The organism is Streptomyces sp. NPDC102514 (assembly GCF_055584525.1).
In genome coordinates this window covers 480,601-502,583 of record NZ_JBVJLW010000002.1, presented here as the reverse complement: position 1 = coordinate 502,583, position 21,983 = coordinate 480,601, and the positions used below count along the sequence as shown (strand labels likewise).

18 protein-coding genes and 1 pseudogene are annotated in these 21,983 nt (G+C 71.7%); 15 read left to right on the top strand and 4 right to left on the bottom strand.

The window, feature by feature from the left end:
* Positions 1 to 26: 26 nt before the first annotated feature.
* The 5 genes and pseudogenes from ACZ60E_RS07160 to ACZ60E_RS07140 all read left to right on the top strand — a co-directional run.
* Positions 27 to 1,019, top strand: a complete 993-nt coding sequence (locus ACZ60E_RS07160; protein ID WP_469438867.1) for a zinc-dependent alcohol dehydrogenase — start codon at positions 27 to 29, stop codon at positions 1,017 to 1,019.
* A gap of 321 nt (positions 1,020 to 1,340) precedes the next feature.
* On the top strand, positions 1,341 to 1,739 hold the full coding sequence (locus tag ACZ60E_RS07155) for a 6-pyruvoyl trahydropterin synthase family protein (RefSeq protein ID WP_055513514.1): 399 nt from the start codon (positions 1,341 to 1,343) through the stop codon (positions 1,737 to 1,739).
* A gap of 23 nt (positions 1,740 to 1,762) precedes the next feature.
* Positions 1,763 to 2,863 carry a glycosyltransferase family 4 protein gene (locus ACZ60E_RS07150; RefSeq protein WP_469439008.1) on the top strand — a complete coding sequence of 367 codons (1,101 nt, stop codon included), beginning with the start codon at positions 1,763 to 1,765 and terminating at the stop codon, positions 2,861 to 2,863.
* A complete protein-coding gene (locus ACZ60E_RS07145) occupies positions 2,860 to 3,855 on the top strand; it encodes a class I SAM-dependent methyltransferase (RefSeq protein ID WP_469438866.1) in 996 nt (331 codons plus the stop codon). The genes ACZ60E_RS07150 and ACZ60E_RS07145 overlap by 4 nt, the downstream gene beginning before the upstream one ends.
* Positions 3,855 to 4,847 (top strand): annotated as a pseudogene (locus ACZ60E_RS07140) (lysylphosphatidylglycerol synthase transmembrane domain-containing protein); the annotation flags it as partial. The gene ACZ60E_RS07145 and the pseudogene ACZ60E_RS07140, both read left to right, overlap by 1 nt.
* A gap of 212 nt (positions 4,848 to 5,059) precedes the next feature.
* On the opposite strand, the gene ACZ60E_RS07135 reads toward ACZ60E_RS07140, so the two are convergent.
* Entirely contained in the window at positions 5,060 to 5,878 is an 819-nt protein-coding gene (locus ACZ60E_RS07135) for a creatininase family protein (protein ID WP_469438865.1), read from the bottom strand.
* A gap of 39 nt (positions 5,879 to 5,917) precedes the next feature.
* Between ACZ60E_RS07135 and ribA the strand changes: the two genes are divergently transcribed.
* From ribA to ACZ60E_RS07115, 4 genes are all read left to right on the top strand, one after another.
* Complete coding sequence (gene ribA / locus ACZ60E_RS07130) at positions 5,918 to 6,586, top strand: GTP cyclohydrolase II (RefSeq protein ID WP_210888079.1); 669 nt, start codon at positions 5,918 to 5,920, stop codon at positions 6,584 to 6,586.
* Positions 6,587 to 6,713: 127 nt separating this feature from the next.
* Positions 6,714 to 7,859, top strand: coding sequence for an NAD(P)/FAD-dependent oxidoreductase (locus tag ACZ60E_RS07125; RefSeq protein WP_469439007.1), 1,146 nt, complete (start codon positions 6,714 to 6,716; stop codon positions 7,857 to 7,859).
* A complete protein-coding gene (locus ACZ60E_RS07120; RefSeq protein ID WP_469438864.1) occupies positions 7,856 to 8,947 on the top strand; it encodes a saccharopine dehydrogenase in 1,092 nt (363 codons plus the stop codon). Before ACZ60E_RS07125 ends, ACZ60E_RS07120 begins: the two co-directional genes overlap by 4 nt.
* Positions 8,940 to 10,133: a saccharopine dehydrogenase family protein gene (locus ACZ60E_RS07115; protein ID WP_469438863.1), complete on the top strand. Its 1,194-nt coding sequence runs from the start codon at positions 8,940 to 8,942 to the stop codon at positions 10,131 to 10,133. Before ACZ60E_RS07120 ends, ACZ60E_RS07115 begins: the two co-directional genes overlap by 8 nt.
* Before the next feature lie 11 nt (positions 10,134 to 10,144).
* Here ACZ60E_RS07115 and ACZ60E_RS07110 read toward each other — a convergent pair whose 3' ends face one another.
* Positions 10,145 to 11,374 (bottom strand): serine hydrolase domain-containing protein, encoded by a 1,230-nt coding sequence (locus ACZ60E_RS07110; RefSeq protein ID WP_469438862.1) that lies wholly within the window; start codon positions 11,372 to 11,374, stop codon positions 10,145 to 10,147.
* A gap of 510 nt (positions 11,375 to 11,884) precedes the next feature.
* Between ACZ60E_RS07110 and tgmA the strand changes: the two genes are divergently transcribed.
* On the top strand, positions 11,885 to 12,076 hold the full coding sequence (tgmA, locus tag ACZ60E_RS07105) for a putative ATP-grasp-modified RiPP (protein WP_107016910.1): 192 nt from the start codon (positions 11,885 to 11,887) through the stop codon (positions 12,074 to 12,076).
* Positions 12,077 to 12,092: 16 nt separating this feature from the next.
* Positions 12,093 to 13,091, top strand: coding sequence for an ATP-grasp ribosomal peptide maturase (gene tgmB, locus ACZ60E_RS07100; protein WP_469438861.1), 999 nt, complete (start codon positions 12,093 to 12,095; stop codon positions 13,089 to 13,091).
* 351 nt (positions 13,092 to 13,442) lie between these two features.
* On the opposite strand, the gene ACZ60E_RS07095 is transcribed toward tgmB, so the two are convergent.
* Together ACZ60E_RS07095 and ACZ60E_RS07090 are read right to left on the bottom strand one after the other, a co-directional pair.
* Entirely contained in the window at positions 13,443 to 15,452 is a 2,010-nt protein-coding gene (locus ACZ60E_RS07095; protein WP_469438860.1) for a phosphatase PAP2 family protein, read from the bottom strand.
* A 139-nt stretch (positions 15,453 to 15,591) separates the two neighbouring features.
* Entirely contained in the window at positions 15,592 to 16,638 is a 1,047-nt protein-coding gene (locus ACZ60E_RS07090; RefSeq protein WP_469438859.1) for an N-acetylglucosamine kinase, read from the bottom strand.
* A gap of 271 nt (positions 16,639 to 16,909) precedes the next feature.
* Between ACZ60E_RS07090 and ACZ60E_RS07085 the strand changes: the two genes are divergently transcribed.
* The 4 genes from ACZ60E_RS07085 (at position 16,910) to ACZ60E_RS07070 (ending at position 21,979) form a co-directional block, all read left to right on the top strand.
* Positions 16,910 to 18,031, top strand: coding sequence for an ROK family protein (locus ACZ60E_RS07085; protein WP_469438858.1), 1,122 nt, complete (start codon positions 16,910 to 16,912; stop codon positions 18,029 to 18,031).
* A gap of 375 nt (positions 18,032 to 18,406) precedes the next feature.
* Complete coding sequence (locus ACZ60E_RS07080) at positions 18,407 to 19,738, top strand: ABC transporter substrate-binding protein (protein WP_469438857.1); 1,332 nt, start codon at positions 18,407 to 18,409, stop codon at positions 19,736 to 19,738.
* Between the two features lie 289 nt (positions 19,739 to 20,027).
* Positions 20,028 to 21,005: a carbohydrate ABC transporter permease gene (locus ACZ60E_RS07075; protein WP_384804644.1), complete on the top strand. Its 978-nt coding sequence runs from the start codon at positions 20,028 to 20,030 to the stop codon at positions 21,003 to 21,005.
* Between the two features lie 65 nt (positions 21,006 to 21,070).
* Positions 21,071 to 21,979 (top strand): carbohydrate ABC transporter permease, encoded by a 909-nt coding sequence (locus ACZ60E_RS07070; RefSeq protein WP_384804642.1) that lies wholly within the window; start codon positions 21,071 to 21,073, stop codon positions 21,977 to 21,979.
* The last annotated feature ends 4 nt before the right edge of the window (positions 21,980 to 21,983 follow it).

Below are 21,983 nucleotides of genomic sequence, written 5' to 3'. Positions count from 1 at the left end.
ACATGAACTACTCAGGAGGATGCCGAATGGACCGCTCCGCCCGCTCCTTCTGGCTCAGCTCTCCCGGCCGTGGTGAACTGCGGGACACCCACCTGCCGGAACCCGCCGAGGGCGAGGTCGTGGTGCGCACACTCTTCTCCGGTGTGAGCCGCGGCACGGAGACGCTCGTGTTCCGCGGAGGGGTCCCGGAGAGCCAGTACGCCGCCATGCGCGCGCCCTTCCAGGAGGGCGACTTCCCCGGCCCCGTCAAGTACGGCTACCTGAATGTGGGAACCGTGGAGGAGGGACCCGCGGACCTCCTCGGACGGACCGTCTTCTGTCTCTATCCGCACCAGAGCCGGTACGTCGTGCCCGCGAGCGCGGTCACCCCCGTGCCCGAGAACGTGCCCGCCTCCCGCGCCGTACTGGCCGGCACGGTGGAGACCGCCGTCAACGCCCTCTGGGACGCGGCCCCTTTGATCGGCGACCGGATCTCCGTCGTCGGCGCGGGCATGGTCGGCGCGAGCGTCGCCGCACTGCTGGCCCGGTATCCCGCCGCCCGCGTCCAGTTGGTCGACGCCAACCCGGCGCGCGCGGAGATCGCACGGGCCCTGGGTATCGAGTTCGCGCTCCCGCAGGACGCCGCGGGGGACCGCGACCTCGTCGTCCACGCGAGCGCCACCGAGGCCGGGCTCTCCCGCGCGCTCGAACTCCTCGCCCCGGAGGGCACGGTCCTAGAACTGAGCTGGTACGGCGACCGCAAGGTCACCCTGCCGCTCGGCGAGGCGTTCCACTCCCGCCGGCTCACCATCCGCAGCAGCCAGGTCGGGTCCGTCTCACCCGCGAGAAGCGCCCGCCGCACCTACGCGGACCGGCTGGCCCTCTCCCTCGAACTCCTCGCGGACCCCGCCTTCGACACCCTGATCACGGGCGAGTGCGCCTTCGAGGACCTGCCCGAGGCGATGGCGGGGCTCAGTACTGGCGAGACGACCGCGATGTGCCATCTCGTGCGATACGGCGCAGACTCGACCACGATGTAGACCCGACCACGACGTGGACCCGACCACGACGTGGACCCGACCACTACCTGGACCCGACCGCTGCCCGGACCCGAGTACGACGTGGTCCTGCACCGGGGCCGACATCCCACTCCCCTCGCAAGCGGTCACGTCCGCACACCGAGTAGCCAAAACCCAACGCCGGTAATCAAGTTCGCACCACGCGCCCAACTGGCACCCCTGTCCCGGTGAACGTGTCCGAAACTCCGACCCGAACCCTCTGAACACGGAGAACGGACCGGCCGTACTACACGGCACGCCCCGGCAGAGGGGTCAGACGCACCGCACCTGGAGGGTCGTCCGTTGTTCAGCATCACCGTCCGCGATCACCTGATGATCGCCCACAGCTTCCGCGGAGAGGTCTTCGGACCCGCGCAGCGACTGCACGGAGCGACGTTCCTCGTGGACGCCACGTTCCGCCGCGCCGAGCTGGACGACGACAACATCGTCGTCGACATCGGACTGGCCACCAGGGAACTGGGGGAGGTGGTGGCCGAGATGAACTACCGGAACCTCGACAACGAGCCGGTGTTCGCCGACACCAACACCTCCACGGAGTTCCTGGCGAAGGTCGTCGCCGACCGTCTCGCCGAGCGAGTGGAAAAGGGAGCACTGGGCGAAGGAGCCCGCGGACTGGCCGGCATCACGGTCACCCTGCACGAGTCGCACATCGCCTGGGCGAGTTACGAGCGTGCCCTGTGAGCTCATACGCCGACATCATCCCCATGTCCCTGCGCGCCATGCACTTCGTGATGCCCGGCGGGGTCAACGACTCGACCATGCCGAGCGGCGGGAACGTCTACGACGCCCGCGTCAGCCTCGATCTGCCCGGCTTCGGCTGGCAGGTGCACAAGCACGCCATCGACGGCAGCTGGCCCCGCCCCGGGACGGCGGCCCGTGACGAACTGGCCCGCACCCTCGCGGAACTGGCCGACGGCACGGTCGTCCTGCTCGACGGGATCGTCGCCTGCGCGGTCCCCGAGATCATCATCCCGGAGGCCGAACGACTGCGGCTGGTCGTCCTCGTCCACCTCCCGCTCGGCGACGAGACCGGGCTCACGCCCGAGGTGGCCGCCGACCTGGACGCCCGGGAGCGCCACACCCTGCGGGCCGTGCCCGCCGTCGTGGCCACCAGCGAGTGGGCGGCCCGCAGACTCGTCGCCCACCACGGCCTCGCGCCCGACCGCGTCCATGTCGCCACCCCCGGCGCCGACATCGCGCCCCTGGCCCCCGGCACAGACGGCGTCTCGCGGCTGCTGTGCGTCGCCTCGGTCACCCCGCGCAAGGGACAGCACCGGCTCATCGAGGCCCTCGCCACCGTCACCGATCTGCCCTGGACCTGCGCCCTCGTCGGCGGCCTCGACCACGACCCCGAGTACGTGGCCGGACTGCGGGCTCTGATCGAGCGGCACGGCCTCGGCGACCGGCTGCAGCTCACCGGCCCCAGGTCCGGTGCCGCGCTCGACGCCAGCTACGCCTCCGCCGACCTGATGGTCCTCACCTCGTACGCCGAGACGTACGGCATGGCCGTCACCGAGGCGCTGGCCCGCGGAATCCCCGTACTGGCCACGGACGTCGGCGGTCTCCCCGAGGCGGTCGGGCGCGCGCCCGACGGCGGGGTGCCCGGCCTGCTGGTCCCGCCGGAGAACCCCGCGGCGCTCGCCGCGGAACTGCGCGGCTGGTTCGGCGAGGCCGACGTACGCCGGCGCCTCAAGGCCGCCGCGCGGGCCCGCCGGGCATCCCTCGGCGGCTGGGCCGCGACGGCCCGGAGTCTGTCGGGTGTCATGGGGCGACTGAAGAGCGAGGCAAGGAGGGGGGCGGCATGAGCAGCACCAGCACCAGTACGAGCACCACCAGCAGCAGTACGAGTACGAGCGCGGGCGTCAGTACGAGCGCGACGCCGGCGGAGGGCCCGGGGGCGGGGGAGCGCGTACGGGACACAGGAACGATTCGGCTGGGCGACCGCACCCGCGGTGAGGCCACCGACGACACCACCCGTTACGCCCCCGAGTGGCTGCAGCTGCGAGAGGGCGTCGACGCCTCGGCCCGGTCGTCCGAGCTGCTCGATCCGCTGCGGATCCGGCTCGCGAACCTGCCGGGACGGGCGGGCGGGTTCGTCATCCACGACCTCGGCTGCGGCACCGGCTCCATGGGACGCTGGCTCGCGCCCCGGCTCGACGGCCCCCAGCACTGGGTGCTGCACGACCGGGACCCGTATCTGCTGCACTTCGCGGCCGTCGGCTCGCCCCGTTCGGCCGCCGACGGCAGCCGGGTGACGGTCGAGACCCAGCGCGGCGACGTCGGCCGGCTGACCGCCGACGCCCTGGCCGGCGCCTCGCTGGTGACGGCCTCCGCACTCCTCGACGTCCTCAACACCGACGAGATCGAGGCGCTGGCCGCGGCCTGCGCCGGAGCCGGCTGCCCCGCCCTCCTCACCCTCTCGGTGGCGGGCCGGGTCGAACTCACCCCGGCCGACCCGCTGGACGCCGAGATCGCCGACGCGTTCAACGACCACCAGCGGCGCGGGGGCCTGCTCGGCCCGGACGCGATCAGCGCGGCCTGTGACGCCTTCTCCGGGCACGGCGCGACGGTACGGGTGCACCCCAGCGCCTGGCACCTCGGCCGGGACGAGTCCGCGCTGACCGCGGAGTGGCTGCGCGGCTGGGTCGGCGCGGCCGTCGAGCAGCGACCCGAACTGGCCGCCCGCGCAGAGACGTATCTGCGCGAGCGTCTCGCCGCCTGCGAGGCGGGCGAGCTGACCGTGGTGGTCCACCACAGCGATCTGCTCGCACTGGCCCGACCGGCCGGGGGCGTGTGATGGGCGCGGGAACCGTGGCGCGCGAGGAGCGGTCACTGGCCGCCCTGGACGAAGAGCTGTCGGCGGCGGTCCGCGACGGCGACCCGGACGAGGCGACGGAGCGGACCCACACCGGCGCGGACCCCGGCGAAGCCGCCGGGCGTCCGCGCGGCGGCCGGACGGGCACCGCCCGCTCCGGCGTCCGGTTCCTGCGCACCCACTTCGGCACGATCGCCGGCGTCGTCATCCTCACGGTGCTGACCTGGCGGCTGGGCACCGGAGTCTTCCTGGACGGCCTGCGCCGCATCGACGGGGTCACCCTCCTCGCGGCGCTCGGCATCGGCCTGCTCACCACGGTGTTCAGCGCCTGGCGTTGGTGCGTGGTGGCCCGGGGCATGCGCCTCGAACTGCCGCTGGGCGCGGCCGTCGCCGACTACTACCGCGCGCTGTTCCTCAACGCGGCCCTGCCCGGCGGCGTCCTCGGGGACGTGCACCGGGCGGTGCGGCACGGGCAGAGCGCCGGGGACGTCGGGCGCGGAGTGCGCGCGGTCGTCCTCGAACGGGTCGCGGGACAGGCCGTCCTGGCCGCGGTCGGCATGGCCGTCCTGCTCACCCAGCCCTCGCCCGTCCTGTCGGAGACCCGGCACCTCGTCGCGCTGCTGGCCGTCGTCTCGGTGTGCGGGGTCGTCACCGTCGGTGCCGTCCGCGGCAGGGGCAGGGCGCCGCGCACCTCCCGCCGCTACCGGGCCGTACGGGGCGCGCTCACCGAGGCCCGCGGGGCTCTGCTGGCCCGCGGGAGCTGGCCGGGCGTGGTGATCTCGTCCGTCGTGGTCCTCGCGGGACACGTCCTGATGTTCCTGCTCGCGGCCCGGGCGGCCGGATCGGACGCGTCCGCCGCCGAGTTGGTGCCCCTGGCGCTGCTCGCCCTGATCGCCATGGGACTGCCGCTGAACGTCGGCGGCTGGGGGCCCCGGGAGGGCGTCACCGCCTGGGCGTTCGGCGCCGCGGGCCTGGGCGCGACCCAGGGCCTGACCGTCGCCGTCGTCTACGGCGTCCTCAGCTTCGCCGCGAGCCTGCCCGGCGTCGCCGTCCTGGTCGGGCGCTGGTACGTGGGACTGCGCGGCCCGCGGGAGAGCGGCGGGGCGGCGCCCGGCGCGGCCCCGGACGCGCGGCCGCAGTCACCGGGAGAACCGCTGCCGGCCCGCGCCGAGGGGAACGGGGACGCTCAGAGCGGATCGACGGCCGGCGGTACCCGCGGTGCGAGCGGCACCAGCGGTACGTCGGAGTCGGATGTCAGTAGCGAGAAGTACGCTCCGAAGGAGTCGGCGAGCGAAGCGAGAAGTTCCTTCCCCTTCTCGGCGGACGCCCTCGAAGGGCGGCCGATGACACCGGACTTGGTATAGGCCGACATGCCGAGGGAGAGCAGATGCCGACGGTCGTCGGCGACGAAGTCGGAGGTCTCGTAACCAGGCCTGAGGTATTCGGGATCGGTGTGCAGCAGAATGGAGGTCTCGATTTCCCCCGCATGCATATCGGTGAGCAACGAGGTCTCCACCCCGGCCGCCTCCCGCGCTGTTTCCCAGTCCTCGGCCGCCGGGAACAGAGCCATTCGAGCACCGGCCGCGGAGGATTCCTGAACGACATTGCCCAACACGTAATTGCCGCCATGACCATTGATCACTACGAGTGTGTCCACGCCCGACCGACGCAGCGAATCGGCTATGTCCCGCACCACCGCATGGAGTGTCACGGAGGAAATGCTCACCGTTCCCGGCCAGGCCGCGTGTTCGTGGGAGCAGGAGATCGTCACCGGAGGAAGGAGATGAACGGGGAATGCGGCAGCGACCTCCCGGGCGATCGCGCACGCCACGAGCGTGTCGGTCGACAGCGGAAGATACCGGCCGTGCTGCTCGAAGCTGCCCACGGGGAGCACGGCGACCTGCCGTGCGACACCGGCGCCTCGCGTACGCACATCCTCCGTGGTGTCCGTCGGCAATGGCCCTGACGCCGTGAGCCGTATTTCCGAACCGTCCGAATTGACCATGTTCTCGCGACCTTTCGTCTCTGCTTAGGAACCAGAATCATGACAGAAATAGATGGCGTACTCGCCGGGAAATCCCAGTCCGCAGGCGTCGAGCGGGTCGTAAGTTCTCCGCTGCCCACTGTGTACGGCGATTTCGAGGCCGTCGGCTACCTGGACCGTACTCGCGGAGACGAACAAGTGGCCCTGGTGTACGGCGACATACGGGGCGCCCGGGGTGAGGGAATACTCACCCGGCTGCACTCCGAGTGCCTGACCGGTGACGCGTTCGGGTCCCGGCACTGCGAGTGCGGCCCGCAACTCACCACCGCCCTGCGGGAGATCGCCGCGGAGGGCCGCGGAGTCCTGATCTACCTCCGGGGTCACGAGGGCCGGGGTATCGGTCTGCTGGCCAAGCTTCAGGCGATGAAGCTCCAGTCGGAGGGCCTCGACACCGTGGAGGCGAACCTCGCGCTCGGCCTGCCCGTGGACGCCCGTGACTACGGCGTGGGCGCGGACATCCTGCACGACCTCGGTGTCCGCTCGGTACGGCTGATGTCCAACAACCCGCGCAAGCGGGAGGCGTTGGTCCGCAACGGCATCAGGGTCGACGCCCAGGTGCCCCTGCTGATCCCGCCCTGCGACGACAACATCACCTATCTGCGCACCAAGCGCGAGCGCCTGGACCACGACCTGCCGCACCTGGACGCGGTGGTGGGCCACCGGGTCTGACCCACCCGCCCGGCCGCCCCCCCCCGCGGACCGTCCGCCCGCCGCGCCGGATGTGGTGACACCGGCGCGGACAGGGGAAGGGATGGGGGATGACCTCAGACCTCAGAACGGTCCGCCCGTGACCGCCCTGCCGGGGCGCGCGGAAGTCGTCGTCATCGGGGGCGGGGTGATGGGGACGAGCATCGCCTGTCACCTGGCGCGCGCCGGTGTGCCCGACGTGGTGCTGGTCGAGCGCGACGAACTGGCCTCCGGATCCACCGCGCGCGCCGCCGGAGGCGTCCGCGCGCAGTTCTCCGACGAGCTCAACATCCAGCTCGGCGCCCGCAGCCTGGAGGCGTTCGCCCGCTTCGAGGAGGAGACGGGCCACGACATCGGACTGCACCGCGTCGGCTATCTCTTCCTGCTGTCGACGCCCGGGGAGGTCGAGGCGTTCGAGGCCGGGGTCCGGCTGCAGAACGGCCTCGGGGTGCCCAGCCGGATGACCGACCCGGCCGAGGCACGCAGGCTCGCACCGCTGATCACCACCGACGGCCTGCTGGCCGCCGCCTTCTCCCCGGACGACGGCCACTGCACACCCGAGGCCGTGGTGCACGGATACGCGGCCGCCGCCCGCCGCCACGGCGCGACGATCGTCCGGCACTGCGAGGTCACCGGCATCGAGAGGCGCGGCGACGACATCACGGCCGTCGTCACCCGACAGGGCCGCATCGCCACGTCCACCGTCGTCTGCGCGGCCGGCGCCTGGTCCCGGGCCGTCGGCGCGATGGCCGGCGTCGACCTGCCGGTGGAACCGCTGCGCCGCCAGATAGCCGTCACCGAACCGATCCCGGACCTCCCGCCCGGCCTCCCCATGACCATCGACTTCACCAGCAGCCTGTACTTCCACACCGAGGGCCCCGGCCTCCTCGTCGGCATGTCCGACCCCGACGAGCGCCCCGGTTTCGCCACCGAGACGCACGACCGCTGGATTCCCCGCCTCTACGAGGCCATGGAGCGCCGGGCCCCCTCCCTGCTCGACGTACGGAGGACGGGAGGCTGGGCGGGCCTGTACGAGATCACCCCGGACCACAACGCCCTGATCGGCGAGACCGCCCAGATCTCCCGCTTCCTGTACGCGACCGGATTCTCCGGACACGGATTCCTCCAGGGACCCGCCGTCGGAGAGGTGGTCCGCGATCTCTACCTGGGGCAGGATCCGTTCGTCGACATCACCCCGCTGCGTGCCGACCGGTTCGCCGCCGACGCCCCGAGACCGGAGGTCAACCTCGTATGACCGAGCTCCACCTGTGGCTGCGCCACGAGACCCGTACGACCGAGCGGCGCACCCCGGTCGTGCCGTCCGACGCCCGCCGGCTCGTCGAGGCAGGCGTGACACTCACCGTCGAGGAGTCCCCGCAGCGCGTCTTCCCCGCCGAGGCGTACGAGGCGGCCGGCTGCCGGGTCGTCGGGGCGGGCTCCTGGACCGGGGCACCGGCGGACGCGGTGATCGTCGGACTCAAGGAACTGCCGGACGCACCCGACGGGCCGGGGGAGTCCCCCGACGAGGGCGCGGCGTTGCGGCACCGGCACATCTTCTTCGGGCACGCGTACAAGGCACAGCCCGGCGCCGGGGCGCTGCTGCGCCGCTTCGCCGCGGGCGGCGGGACCCTGTTCGACCTGGAGTACCTGGTGGACGAGGACGGGCGCAGGCTCGCCGCGTTCGGCTACTGGGCGGGCTATGTGGGTGCCGCCCTCGCGGTCCTGCACCACCGGGGCAGGCTGACGGCCCCGCTGCGGCCCCAGTCGAAGAAGGAACTGGACGACGGACTCCACCCGGCCCCCGGCGACGAACGGTTCGCCTCGCTGGTGATCGGCGCGCTGGGCCGCTCCGGACGCGGGGCGCGGGCGGCGCTCGCCGAGGCGGGCCTCGAACCCACCTGCTGGGACCTCCCCGAGACCCGCGCCCTGGACCGACCGGCCCTGCTGGCCCACGAGTTGATGGTGAACACGGTGCTCACCACCGGCCCCTCCACACCGTTCCTCACCGACAAGGACCTGGCCGAGCCGGACCGCGGTCTGCGCACGGTGTGCGACGTGACTTGCGACGTCGGCTCCCCGTACAACGTCCTGCCGGTCTACGACACGGTCACCGACTGGGCGCACCCCGTACGGCGGCTGCACGAACGGCCCGCCCTCGACCTCATCGCCATCGACAACCTGCCGTCCCTGCTGCCCGAGGAGGCGAGCACGGACTTCTCGGCGGCGCTGACACCTCTGCTGCCGGGGTTCGGGGTGGGCGGGGAGTGGGGCCGCTGCCTGAACCGGTTCACGGAGGCCTGCCGCGAACTCGACTCCCGCGACGAAGGGTTGGGCGATGCCTGAGACCACCGCACCCGACCCCGGCCCCATACCCGACCCCGGCCTCGTGCCGCCCTCCGGGACCGTCCACTGGATCGGCGCGGGCCTGTCCACCGGCAGCGGGCTCGCCGTGCTCTGCGAGACGGCCGACCGCGTACGGCTGTGGCACCGCACCGAGGAGCGGGCCGGGCAGGCCCTGGCGGCGCTCGGCCTCACCGGTCGCGCCGAGGCCCGCGCGTACACCCTGGAGGCCCTCACCGCCGAACTGGCCCCCGGGGACGTGGTGGTCTCCATGCTGCCCGCCCCCGAGCACACGGGGCTGCTCGCCGCCTGTGTGGCGGGCCGCGCGCACTTCGCCTGCTCCAGCTATGTCTCCGACGCGGTACTGGACCAGGTCCCGGCGGCCACGGCGGCCGGGATCGTCGTCCTCACCGAGGCGGGCCTCGACCCCGGCATCGACCACCTCTTCGCGCACAGCCTCATCGCCCGCGCCCGCGCGGAGATCGGCGCGGACACCGCGGCCGAGGTCAGCCTCACCTCGTACTGCGGAGGCGTCCCCGCCGTCCCGAACGACTTCCGATACCGCTTCAGCTGGGCCCCGGCGGGCGTCCTCAACGCCCTGCGCTCGCCCGCCCGTTACATCGAGTCCGGCGCCGAGACGACGGCTCTGCGCCCCTGGGAGGCCACCCGGGCCCATGTGGTGGACGGGGAGTCCTTCGAGGTCTACCCGAACCGCGACAGCGTCCCGTTCGTCGGCCAGTACGGGCTGCCGCCGGCCTGGAAGCCGCAGACGTTCGTCCGCGGCACGTTGCGCCTCGCCGGCTGGTTGGAGGCGTGGCAGCCGGTCTTCGCGCAACTCGCGCACGGAGACGACCGGTTGATCGCCGACCTGGCCCGCGACCTGGCAGCCCGCCACCCGACCACGGACGCCGACCGCGACCGGGTGGTGCTGGCGGTGACCCTGCACGTACGGGACGGCTCGGGACGATCCTGGTCGGGTCGCTACCTCCTGGACATGGAGGGCGACGCGCAGGAGAGCGCGATGGCCCGATGCGTCTCGCGGACGCTGGCGGTCGGCGTGCGGGCGATCCTGCGAGGCACCCTGCCACCGGGCCTCAACCGCGCGGCGGAGACCCCGGAGCGCTCGGAGGACTGGCTCACCGAACTGCCGGGCGAGGGAATCGACTTCACGCTCCGGACCGACGGCTGAGGCACGGACTCTCAGCCCCCGAGGGCCTCGTGCACGAAACTTTTCAGTTCGTGGAAGGTCAACATTCCCGCGGGTCGCACCTGTGTCATGAACTGCACGGTCAGGTCGTTGCGGGGGTCGACCCAGAAGGTCGTGCCGCCCGCGCCGCTCCAGCCGTACGAGCCCTCGCTCTCCGGGGACGGTGTGCGGTCCGCGTCCACCACGACCGAGACGCCGAGGCCGAAGCCGAGGCCCGCGTTGCCCGGCTGCCCGTGGACGGGTTTGCTGCCGAAGGCGTGCAGGTCGGCGGGGAGATGGTTCGCCGCCATGGTGTCCACGGTGTCGGCGGAGAGGAGCCGTACGCCGTCGAGTTCGCCGCGCCGGCGGAGGAACTCCATGAAGCGGTGGTAGTCACCGGCCGTTCCCACCAGCCCCCCGCCGCACGAGAGCAGCCGCGGACGCTCGTGCACCGGCGGGCCCGGGAGGGGGACGATCCCGCCGTCCTTGTCCTGCGCGTCCTCCTCGTAGAGGGCTGCCAGCCGGTCGGCCCGCTCTCCTGAGACCCAGAAGCCCGTGTCGGTCATGCCCAGGGGCGCGAAGATCCGGTCGGCGAGGAACGCGTCCAGCGGACGACCCGTCACCACCTCGATGAGGCGGCCCACCACATTGGTCGCGACCGAGTAGTTCCACTGGGTCCCCGGCTCGAACTGCAGGGGCAGGCTCGCGTACACCTCGCACGCCTCGGCGAGATCCGCGTCGTCCGGCGCCTGGATCTCGACGCCCGCGGCCCGGTAGAGGGCGTCCACGGGGTGGGTGCGGTAGGCGCCGATGGTCAGGCCCGCGGTGTGGGTCAGCAGATGCCTGACCAGGAGCGGGCCGTCGGCCGGGCGAGTCCTGAGGCCGTCGCCCGCGCCGCTCTCGTAGACCTGGAGGTCCGCGAAGGCCGGCAGATGGCGGGAGACGGGATCGTCGAGGCCGAGCAGGCCCTCCTCGTGGAGCATCAGCGCGGCGACGGACGCCACCGGCTTGGTCATCGAGTAGAGCCGCCACACCGTGTCCGCGGTGACGGCGAGGCCTGCCTCCCGGTCGCGCAGACCGTACGACGTGAGATGTGCGACACGTCCGTGACGACTCACGGAAACGAGGTACCCGGGAAGGAGGCCGTCGTTCACGCGACGGGCGAAGAACCGGTCGAGACGATCCAGGGCCGCCGGGTCCAGACCGACCTCCGACGGATCCACTTCTTGCTGCAACTGGTCCATGTCTGCCTCCGGTTGACGGCCTGAAAGCGGTGGGAAAGCGGCGAATAGGGATATCGGCAAGCGGTCGGCGATGAGGCGTGGAGATCGGGAAGCGCTACGAGAGTAGCTGTGTGGGGGGTGTCCTCCGAATGAAATTCTCGGCCGAGGCCGGGCCCGTACGAGGGCTCGTGGACCGGTGTGCCCACGTACCACCGGCCCCGGGACATCACACCGGCGTGCGGGGCGCGCGGCGGGCGAACGTGTGCGTCAGTGCGCTGAACTGCGGCTCCACCTCGGATCCGTAACGCTCGGACCTGCGTCTCCAGAGGTGAATGGCTGTCCCGTGCACGGGCGATCGGCGCGGCTGGATCACGTCACGGACCGTACCCGTCCGATGACTACGCAGCGTGAGGCAACCATTCGCCAGTTCGATTCGTATATCTCCGTGGAAGCCCTGTGGATCCGCCAGGTAACGTGACGCCGGAGCGTCACGATCCGCTTGGTCGGATCTGCACCGAGCAAGGAGAACCGATGCGACCGTTCGCGCTCAACTACGCCCGTCCGGCCCAGCAGTTGGAGGTCAGCGCTCCGTATGCCTATGACTCCAGACTGCAATTGAATGTGTTTCCCGACGGGCGGCTGGCCGCGCATGACTACGCCGTGTTGCGGGAGTTGGGGTCCACGACTTCCACAGCGGGCTCAAAGACCCACTTCGACGACTGATTTCGGACCCCCGACGATGACGGTTCTGATCCTGACGTGCGAACAGGATGTGACCGCGGACATGGTGGTGGCGGAGCTCGACAGGGGCGCTGTCCCGGTCGTCCGCCTCGATCCCGCGGACCTTCCCGGCCCGGTGGCCCTGTCCGGAGAGTACGTGCGCGGCACCTTTCGCGGGCATCTGTCCGCCGGCGGCAGGCTGGTGAGCATGGGCGGTCTGCGGTCCGTCTGGATCCGCAGGCCCGGTACGGCCGCCTCCCATGCCGCCGAGCCCTCCGACTGGCTGACCGAGGAGTCCGCGCAGGCGCTCTACGGCATGCTGCGCTCCACCGACGCACGCTGGATGAACCACCCCGACGCGGCCCGCCGGGCCCGTCACAAGCCCTGGCAGCTGTCCCTGGCGCAGCGCTGCGGTCTGCCCGTACCCGCCACTTTGATCACGACGTTCCCGCAGGCGGCCCGTGACTTCGCGGACCGGTTCCCGGATCTCGTGGTCAAGCCCGTGTCGGGAGCGCATCCGCAGGAACCGCCCAGGGCGGTACCCACCAGTCGGGTCGCGCCCGACACCGACTTCGCGGCCGTCGCCTTCGGTCCCACCCTGCTCCAACGGCGGGTGGTCAAGCGGGCGGACATCCGGCTGACCTGTGTCGGCGACCGGATGTTCGCCGCGCGCAAGGCGGTCGCGCCGGACGCAGACCCCGACGAGGTGGACGTCCGGTTCGCGGCTTCGGAAGCCCTGTGGCAGCCGGTGGACGCGCCGTCCTCCGTCGCGGCGGGCGTCCGCACCTACCTCCGGGAGGCCGGGCTGGCCTACGGAGCGTTCGACTTCGCCGAGGACGCCGAGGGGATGTGGTGGTTCCTGGAGTGCAACCAGTCCGGGCAGTTCGGGTTCGTGCAGATCGAGTCGGGTCAGCCGATCGCTGCGGCGGTGGCGGACTGGCTGTCCGCGCCCGACGTCCCCACGGCGCGCGGGGTGCGCGCGAAGGGTGCCCGGGCGTGGGCCATCGAGGGCCACTGACCCGCTCCGCGCGGGGGCGTGTTCCCGCCTGCGGGCCGGCGGGGGCTGGCCGCGCAGTTCCCCGCGCCCCTTCGGGGCGTTCGTCTGCGGCCCCGGTGGGGGTTGTTCGCGCAGTTCCTCGCGCCCCTTTGGGGTGCCACCGGGGTGTGCTTGGCTGCGGGGCGGTGGGGGTGGCCCGCGCAGTTCCCCGCGCCCCTTAAGGGGCAAAAGCTGGGGCGCAGCCCCGTTTTTGAGGGGCGCGGGGAACGGCGCGCTCAGCCCACACCCACCCGCAGACGAATCAGAGGCTTGTGGGGCCCCAAAGGGGCGCGGGGAACTGCGCGGCCCGCCCCCACCCACCCGCAGCCGACGTCATGGGGTTCGGATCGACAGGCCCCGTGACGTGAATACCGTCTCCGCTCGGACCCCGTCCATCACGACCTCTTCGAACCGCCCGCGCAGCGACCGCGTCTCGATCACGGGGAGGATCGTGCCCCGTCGCGGCCGGTACGACCCGGCGAGGTGGACGACGAGCCGGCCGCGGTCGAGCAGCACACGGTGGTCCACCGTGAGCGCCGCCCCGGACCCCGCGAGCGTCACCTCCAGCGTCGTACCGGACCCCTGCGCGTACGCACCCCGCACCCGCAGCGGCGAAGCCACCCGCAGGGTCCCCCCGTCCACCCGTACGTCACCGCGTCCCAGCGCCGAGGCCGAGGCGGTCGCGAGGACGCCCGCCTCCAACACGGTGCCGCCGGCGTACGCGTTGTCGCCGGCAAGGCACAACGTTCCGCTGCCGCGCTTGACGAGCCCACCCCGTCCGCCGATGTCGTTGCGCCAGGTGTCGGCGGCACCGAAACCCCCCGCGGCGGCGTCCAGCAGGACCTGGGTGTCGGAGTCGAAGGCCCCGTACCCGTCGGCGGCGGCGAAGAGGTTCAGCCGCCCCCACTTCTCGAAACCGTCCAGCAGGACGTATCCGGCGGGCAGCGCGGTCGTCCGCAGCACCTCGCGCCGCTGGGCCGCGGACAGATACGGCAGCCGCGTCTCCAGCAGCACCTCGGCGCCCTTCGGCACGCTCATACGATCGTGCGCGTCGTGCCCTTCGTGCGCGGCCCGTCTGGGCAGCACGTACGTCAACCGGGGCCCGACCGCGGCCCGGTTGGCGGCACGGTCCGCGTACGGGTCGGTGTCCGGGCCCGCCGAATGCGCGTAGGCGTAGAGAGTGTCCGCGGTCGAACCGGTCCGCTCCTGGAAGTACGCCGCGGCCTGCGCCCGGGCCGCCGCCTTCAGGCCGGCGTTCGCGGGATCGGTGAGCGCCGCCGCCGCGAGGGCCGTCGCGAGGACCCGGCCGCCCACCACGTCGACGGTGGAGTGCATGCCCGACACGACGCGGGTGTGGGCGAGTTCGGAGGCGCGGGCAACCAACTCCTGGAACCGCTCGGGAACCGCGTACGCCAGGGACAGGGCCGCGAGGTAGAAGGCGTTCGTGTGGCCGCTGGTGAAGCCCCCGTCGTCGGCCGGGTCGGTGCCGCGCTGCCTCAGCAGCTGCGGGACGACCACGACGTCGGACTCGTAGACGGGGAAGCCCAGTTCGTCGGTCGTGCCCGTGGCGACGATCCGGCTGCCCTCGGTCATGCGCCACGGACGCGGGTACTGGTAGGCGAGTTTGGACGGGTTGCTCGACGCGAACGGGCCACGCACGGTGTCGACCAGTTCCGCCACCTTCCCGAGGTCCGAGGTGTGCGAACCGGCGCCCAGCGCGGAGCCCCCGGGCGCGTCGGCGGGGAGCGTGTCGTTGATCCGTCCCGCCGGAATGCCGTCCGGCGCCGAGGTGATACCGGTGACGGCTTTCGCCCCGCTCCGGTACAGGCCGGCGAGCGGGCCAAGGCCGGCGATCACCGCGTAACTCTGGTGCTGGCGGTCCTGGACGAAGGCCGTGCGCGCCTCGGCGTCGGTGCGGCGCCGGGTGACGCGGGCGCAGTAGCGCATGTTGGCGCGCAGGACCTCGGGCATCAGCGGGGTGCCGGTGTCCCAGGCCGCGCCCGTCTTCCAGATGCGCGCGAAGCCGTCGAGGATGTGCACGGCCGCGTTGGTCTCGGAGGTGAGGTTGCCGACGACGTTCGTGGTGTACGCGTCGACGAAGGCGGCGGACGTGTTCGTTGCGGCGGCGGCAACCGTGGCAGTTGCTGCCGTCGAGGCCGTCGAGGCCGCCGCGGTGGCGGGCCAGGCCGCGGCCGCGGGCGCCGCGATCAGTCCGGCCGAGACGCCCACGGAGCCCCGCAGGAACACACGCCGGTCGATACTGGTACCCGCATCGGTATTGGTACCGGTACCGGCATCGGTGTCGGCTGTGCCGCGAGGGGGACGGGGGTGCGCACCGGGCATGGAGGTGCCTCTCCTTCTGATCGCGCTGAAGTCCGTGCTGAAGTCCGTGCTGAAGTCTGTGTTGACGGTCGTACCGGAGGTCGTGCTGAAGTCATGACGGGCGGGATGGACTCGGCCGTGCCGGTCGGGCCGCCGCGCCTCACACCAGCGCCCGGGCCAGTGCCACGGCCCCCTCCACCGGCGGCACCCGCAGCGGCCTCGGCCGTGCCGACGGCAACGCCCCGGCGAGCGCGGCGGTGAACGCCTCGTACAGCGCAGGGCGGCCCAGGACCGCCCCGCCCGCCACCACCACGTCGTCCACGGGGACTCCGCGTCCGGCGAGCAGGACGACGAGCCGCGCCAGCGCCCGGCCGCCCTCGGCGATCACCGCGCGGGCGAGCGACGAGCCTTCCTCGGCCGCCGCGAACACACTGGGGGCATGGCGTCCCCATTCCGCGGAGACATCGGCCGCGCTCTCCAACGCCGCGCCCAGCGCGGGCACTTCGGGCACCCCGAACGCGGCGGTCAGCCGGTCCGCGAGGACGTCCGGCGGTTCACCGCGGTCGCGCGCCGCCCACACGGCCCGCGCGGCCTCCCGTACGAGACCCGCCGAGCCGCCCTCGTCACCGAGCACCGCGCCCCAGCCGCCCACCTGGATCGTGGTGCCGTCGGCCAGCAGTCCCACCGCGACCGAGCCGGTGCCGGCGACGAGGCCGACGCCCTTGTCCAGTCCTGCCGCGGGGACGAGGAGTTCGGCGTCGCCGACCACACGGCAGGGCACGTGCAGGAGCGCCTGGAGAGCGGAACGGATCTCCTCGCACTGGCGGGGTGTCTCGCAGGCGTGCCCGCCGACGGCCACCGCGGCCGGGCGGGTGCCCCGGGGCGGTACGTCGTCGATGAGCGCGGCCAGCCAGGCGGCGGCCGACGCCGGATCGTGCGGTCTCCACCCCGTGCTGGCGCGCACATGATCGGCGACCGTGCCCGCCGCAGCCGCAGCCGCAACGGCAGCCCCAGCCGCAGAAGCCGCAACGGCAGCCACCGACTCAGTCACGGAGCCGGGGACCGCGCCGGCGTCCGTGAGCCGATCCGGCCCGGAGCCGGAGCCCAAGCCGGAGCCGGGGTCGGCGCCACCCCCGGCTCGCGCGCGCACATGTGTCTTGGTGCCGCCCACGTCGATACCGACGGCGACGGGCGTGAAGTCCGGCACGGAGTCTCTTTCGTCGGAGCGCGACGCCGCGGTACGCGGTGCGCGCAGGCGAAGCGAACGGCGGGCGAGCCGTGCCTGCGGATACGGCCTAGGGAAGCCCCGGGACGGGCTTCGGGGGAGTGCGGCAGGCGAGTACCGCACGAGTTCGTTAGGAAGTTAACTAACGAAGTAGGGTGCGTCAAGGGTTGCGGAACCCATGCCGTACAACGGTTGCGACGAGGGCCGGACGGACCCGAGCGGCGGACCGCCGCGGCATGACCTGAGGGAGAGCATGAACCTGAGCGAGAGCGCCCGCGCGGTGTTCGCCGTACTGGCCGCGACGGGCACCGCCACCCGCCCCCAGCTGGCGGCCGGCGCGGGTCTGTCCAAACCGACCGTCTCCACCGCCGTGGCCGAACTGGAGGGCGCCGAGCTGGCCGCCTGTTCCGGCACCGCCTCCGGCGGCACCGGCCGTTCCGCCGCCGTCTACGGCCTGGGTCCGGCCGCGGGCGCCGTGCTCGCCGTCGATCTCGGCCCCACCCACACCCAGGTACGCGGCTGCGCCCTGGACGGCACCCTGCTCGCCCGGGGCACCGGACCGCGGGCGGACTCCGCCGACACGGTCCGGGCGGCCCTCGGCGCCCTGCCCGCCGGAGCCCCGCTGCGCGCCGTCGTCGTCGCCGTCGGGGACGTCACCGCACGGGACCGGGACGGCACCGGGATGCGCCCCGCGACCGAGAAGGCGGGCCCCGCCTTCGACGCCATGGCGGTCGCGCTGCCGCCGGAGGTCCCCGTCCACCTCGAGAACAACGTCAACTGCGCCGCACTCGCCGAACTGCACCAGGGCGCCGCCCGCGGCCGTGACTCGTTCGGCTATCTGCGGATCGGTGTGGGGATCGGCCTCGGCATCGTCATCGGCGGCCGGGTGCTGCGCGGCGCGAACGGGGCCGCGGGCGAGCTGGCCCGGCTGCCCTACCCGTGGGACGACGGCCGTGAACCGCGCCGGGAGGCCCTGGAGGAGCGCATGGGTTCCCGTTCGCTCCTGCGCCGGGCCGCGGAGGCCTGGCGGGGCGCCGACGGCCCCTGCCCCCGTACCCCCGAGAAGCTCTTCTCCCTCGCCGAGGAGGGCCACTCCACGGCCCGTGCCGTGGTCGGGCACCACGCCGCCGACATCGGCCGGCTGGCCGCCGCGGTGGTCGCGGTACTGGATCCGGGGCTGATGGTGCTGGGGGGCGCGATCGGCGCGTTTCCGCAGCTCCTGCCCGGTGTACGGGACGAGCTGGCGCGGCTCAGCTGGCCCACCGAGGTGGTCAGCAGCATGGTCGGCGACAGCGGCACCGTGGCCGGTGCGAGCCGCCTCGCCGTGGCCCATGGAATCGAAACCGTGACCGGTGGGGTGCGAGTCAAGCATTGACGGGTCAGCCGCGGGTCTGCCAATGTCCGGACAAGCGCTTTCCATGGCCGGCGGGACCCGGCCCTGGGTGAGGCGTCCCGCCGTACACGACGTACGGCAGCCGTGCGAGGGCGCGCTCGTGCGGCTGCGGCCTCCGAGGCCTGTCGTCACATTCCCTCCCCGAGCCATCGGCCGGGAGGCGCCCCACCCGGGCGCCGCCCCGCCCGCTCTCCCGGCGGACCACGCGAATGTGACGGCGGACCCCGGGCCGGGGACCCCCACTCGTCAGAGCGATGCGGCCGGGCGAGGCCGCACGCCGGAAGGCCTCACCCCAGGGACAAAGACCCGAGCCGCTCGACGGCCAGGGGATCCGTTACGCACATTCAGGAGGACCCGGTGGGTCACCAGATCTCGCGCAGAACCCTGTTCCGCTCCGCGAGCGGCATCGCAGTCGCCGGCGCGCTCGGCACCTCGCTGAGCGCCTGCAGCGGAGGCACCGGCGCCGGCAGCACCAGCAGCGACCTGACCATGATTTGGTGGGGCAGCGACGACCGGCACGCGGCCTACAAGAAGGTGCTGGCCGCCTTCCAGAAGAAGAACCCGAAGATCAAGATCCGGCCGACCTACTCCGGGTACGACGGGTACTTCGACAAGTTCAACACCAACATCGCCGGCGGCAGCGCCCCCGACCTGCTGCAGATGGACACCGCGCTGGTCGCGCAGTACGCCCGCAAGGGTGTCCTCGCCCCGATCGACTCGTACGTCGGCAAGAGCCTGGACCTCACCGGGTTCTCCAAGACGCTCCTCGCCGCGGGCACCGTCGACGGCAAGCTCTACGGGGTGCCGTCCGGCATCGGCGTCAACCAGCTCACCGTCAACCGCACCGGCCTGGAGAAGCTCGGCCTGGAGCTGCCCGACCGTGAATGGACCTGGGCCGACCTGAAGAAGATCGGCACCGAGGTCCACAAGAAGAGCGGCGGCAAGATCTACGGCGTCGACGACGGCGGTGGCTCCACCCTCCAGTGCTTCGAGGTCTTCGCGCGGGAGAAGGGCGAGACCTTCTTCACCGAGGACGGCAAGAAGCTCGGCTTCACCGCGGACACCCTCCAGGAGTGGTGGGAGTACTGGGCCGGGATGCGCAAGGCCAACGCCTCCCCGCCGCCCGCGATCACCTCCGCCGCGCACAACGACCTCACCAAGAACGCGGTCGTCATCGGCAAGGCGCTGTTCACCTTCGACTCCGGTGTGTACGGCGCGGGCGGCTCCATCACCGACGCGCAGCTCGACTTCCTGCCCACTCCGCAGGGCGACTTCTCCGGGGCCCGCGAGGGCAACTTCGTCAACGGCGGTGTGCTGCTGAGCGCGACGAAGGCCAGCAAGAAGGTCGCCGACTCGGTGAAGATCATGTCGTACTTCGCGCAGGACGAGACCGCGATCAAGGACATGCAGCTGCTGCGGGGGATTCCGCCGACGGAGAAGGCGCGGGGGCTGATCGCCTCGGGGCTGACCGAGACGGACAAGCTCAACATGGCCAATGCGGACTACATCGCGCAGCGGGTCGGTAAGGCGGGCGATGCGCTTGCGGCGCCCGCGCCTCCGCCGCAGGGGGCCGATCAGATCTGGGATCTGCTGTTCCAGTCGAACCTGGCGGTGGCCTTCGGGAAGAAGTCGATCAAGGCGCAGCTCGGGGCGTTCTTTGACCAGTCCGCGGGGATTCTTGGGGGCTGAGGGTTCGGGTCGGCTGGGGTTGCGTTCGGAGCTGCGGGCCGGTGGGGGCCGGTCGCGCAGTTCCCCGCGCCCCTAAAAGACTGCGCAGTTCCCCGCGCCCCTGAAGGTGCCGGTGGCCGCGCTGCTGAAGGCGTCGGTGGCCGCGCCGCTGAGAGTGCTGGTGCCCGCGCCCCCTGAAAGCGCTGATGCCCGTCCCTCGAAGGCGCCGGAGCCGTGGCCGGCTTCGTAGGGGACGGCTCAGTCTTCGCTGTACGAAAGCATGATGCGAGAGGGTCAGGGAGAGATGAGTATGACCGCCGCCAAGAGTGACGAGGTCGTCGGGGAGCAGGGTGCTTCCGTGGCCCCGTCCGACCAGCGGGAGCGTGACCGTATGCGCCGCCGGCTCGCCAGACGGCGGGGCGGGGGCTGGTGGCCGTACGCCTTCCTGGCTCCCTGGTTCATCGGGCTGTTCGGGCTGACGATCTATCCGATGCTGGCCTCGCTGTATCTGTCCTTCACCGACTTCGACCTGCTGACGCCCGCGCAGTGGGTCGGAGTGGACAACTACGACAAGATGTTCACCCAGGACCCGGTCTTCTGGGACTCGGTGCACGCCACCCTGCTGTACGTCGTCGTCTCGGTGCCGCTGAAGCTGGCCCTCGCCCTCGGCGTGGCGATGCTACTCAACCGCGACCTGCGGGGCATCGGCCTGTACCGGGCCGCCTTCTATCTGCCGTCCCTGCTCGGCGGCGCAGTGGCCATCGCCATCGTGTGGCGGCAGGTCTTCGGCGGCGACGGCCTCTTCAACGACTTCCTCGCCTGGTTCGGCATCGAGGGCCAGGACTGGATCTCCAGCCCCGACACCGCGATCTACACGCTGATCCTGCTGGCCGTCTGGCAGTTCGGCACCCCGATGGTCATCTTCCTCGCCGGCCTCAAGCAACTGCCCAAGGACGTGTACGAGGCCGCCGCGATCGACGGCGTCACACCCGTCACCCGGTTCTTCAGGATCACCCTGCCGCTGCTGACACCGATCGTCTTCTTCAACGTGGTCCTGCAGATCATCGACGCGTTCAAGACGTTCACCCCCGCCTTCGTCATCAGCAACGGCTCCGGCGGACCCCTCAACTCGACCATGCTGTACAGCCTCTACCTGTACAAGAAGGGCTTCACCGACCTCCAGATGGGATACGCCTCGGCGCTCGCCTGGGTGCTGTTCCTGGTCATCGCGGGGTTCACGGCGGTCAACTTCATCGCCAGCCGCTACTGGGTCCACTACGACGACTGACGTCCGACGACGACCGACGTCCGACCGACGCCGGACCGACGTCTGAGCGAGGAGCCTTCCATCCCATGTCCGCCATCACCCCGACCCGGCCCTCGAAGTCGCCGCCGCGGAACTCGAAGCCATCGCTGCGGAATCTGCGTTCGGCCACCGGATCGCGCCGCATCTTCATCCACACCGTGCTCATCGGCGTGGCGATCGTCATGCTCTATCCGCTGCTGTGGATGCTGAGCAGCTCGCTCAAGCCCGACACGGAGATCTTCACCCAGCCGGGGCTCGTCCCCGGTTCGCTGCGCCCCGAGAACTACTCCGAGGGCTGGAGCGGCTCCGGCAACTCCTTCTCCCTCTACATCACCAACTCGCTGATCGTCACGATCGGTGCGGTGATCGGGAACGTCATCTCGTGCTCGCTGGCCGCCTACGCCTTCGCGCGCTTCGAGTTCCGCGGCAAGAAGATCTGGTTCGGCCTGATGCTCGGCACCCTGATGCTGCCCACCCAGGCCGTGCTGATCCCGCAGTACACGATCTTCTACAACCTGACCTGGATCAACACGTACCTGCCGCTGATCGTGCCGAAGTTCCTCGCGGTGGACGCCTTCTTCATCTTCCTCATGGTCCAGTTCATCCGGTCCATCCCGCGTGAGCTGGACCAGGCGGCCATGATGGACGGAGCCAACCCCTTCCAGATCTACTGGAAGATCATCCTGCCCCTGATGAAACCGGCGCTCATCACCACCACGATCTTCACCTTCATCTGGACGTACGACGACTTCCTGCACCAGCTCGTCTACCTCCAGCAGAACGACAAGTTCACCGTCCCCCTCGGCCTGACCCTGTTCCTGGACCAGACGAGCGGCTCGTCGTACGGCGCGATGTTCGCCATGTCGACGCTCGCCCTGCTGCCCACCCTCATCTGCTTCCTGATCTTCCAGAAGCGGCTCGTGGAAGGCCTGGCCACCTCCGGTATGAAGGGCTAGATGT

Excerpts from the sequence above, each read along its gene's own strand:
- ACZ60E_RS07115 (WP_469438863.1), top strand. The coding sequence starts at position 8,940 with ATGCCTGAGACCACCGCACCCGACCCCGGCCCCATACCCGACCCCGGC.
- tgmA (WP_107016910.1), top strand. The coding sequence starts at position 11,885 with ATGCGACCGTTCGCGCTCAACTACGCCCGTCCGGCCCAGCAGTTGGAG.
- ACZ60E_RS07120 (WP_469438864.1), top strand. The coding sequence starts at position 7,856 with ATGACCGAGCTCCACCTGTGGCTGCGCCACGAGACCCGTACGACCGAG.
- ACZ60E_RS07070 (WP_384804642.1), top strand. The coding sequence starts at position 21,071 with ATGTCCGCCATCACCCCGACCCGGCCCTCGAAGTCGCCGCCGCGGAAC.
- ACZ60E_RS07075 (WP_384804644.1), top strand. The coding sequence starts at position 20,028 with ATGACCGCCGCCAAGAGTGACGAGGTCGTCGGGGAGCAGGGTGCTTCC.
- ACZ60E_RS07150 (WP_469439008.1), top strand. The coding sequence starts at position 1,763 with ATGTCCCTGCGCGCCATGCACTTCGTGATGCCCGGCGGGGTCAACGAC.
- ACZ60E_RS07160 (WP_469438867.1), top strand. The coding sequence starts at position 27 with ATGGACCGCTCCGCCCGCTCCTTCTGGCTCAGCTCTCCCGGCCGTGGT.
- ACZ60E_RS07095 (WP_469438860.1), bottom strand. The coding sequence starts at position 15,452 with ATGCCCGGTGCGCACCCCCGTCCCCCTCGCGGCACAGCCGACACCGAT.
- ACZ60E_RS07085 (WP_469438858.1), top strand. The coding sequence starts at position 16,910 with ATGAACCTGAGCGAGAGCGCCCGCGCGGTGTTCGCCGTACTGGCCGCG.
- ACZ60E_RS07145 (WP_469438866.1), top strand. The coding sequence starts at position 2,860 with ATGAGCAGCACCAGCACCAGTACGAGCACCACCAGCAGCAGTACGAGT.
- ACZ60E_RS07110 (WP_469438862.1), bottom strand. The coding sequence starts at position 11,374 with ATGGACCAGTTGCAGCAAGAAGTGGATCCGTCGGAGGTCGGTCTGGAC.
- ribA (WP_210888079.1), top strand. The coding sequence starts at position 5,918 with ATGACAGAAATAGATGGCGTACTCGCCGGGAAATCCCAGTCCGCAGGC.
- tgmB (WP_469438861.1), top strand. The coding sequence starts at position 12,093 with ATGACGGTTCTGATCCTGACGTGCGAACAGGATGTGACCGCGGACATG.
- ACZ60E_RS07135 (WP_469438865.1), bottom strand. The coding sequence starts at position 5,878 with ATGGTCAATTCGGACGGTTCGGAAATACGGCTCACGGCGTCAGGGCCA.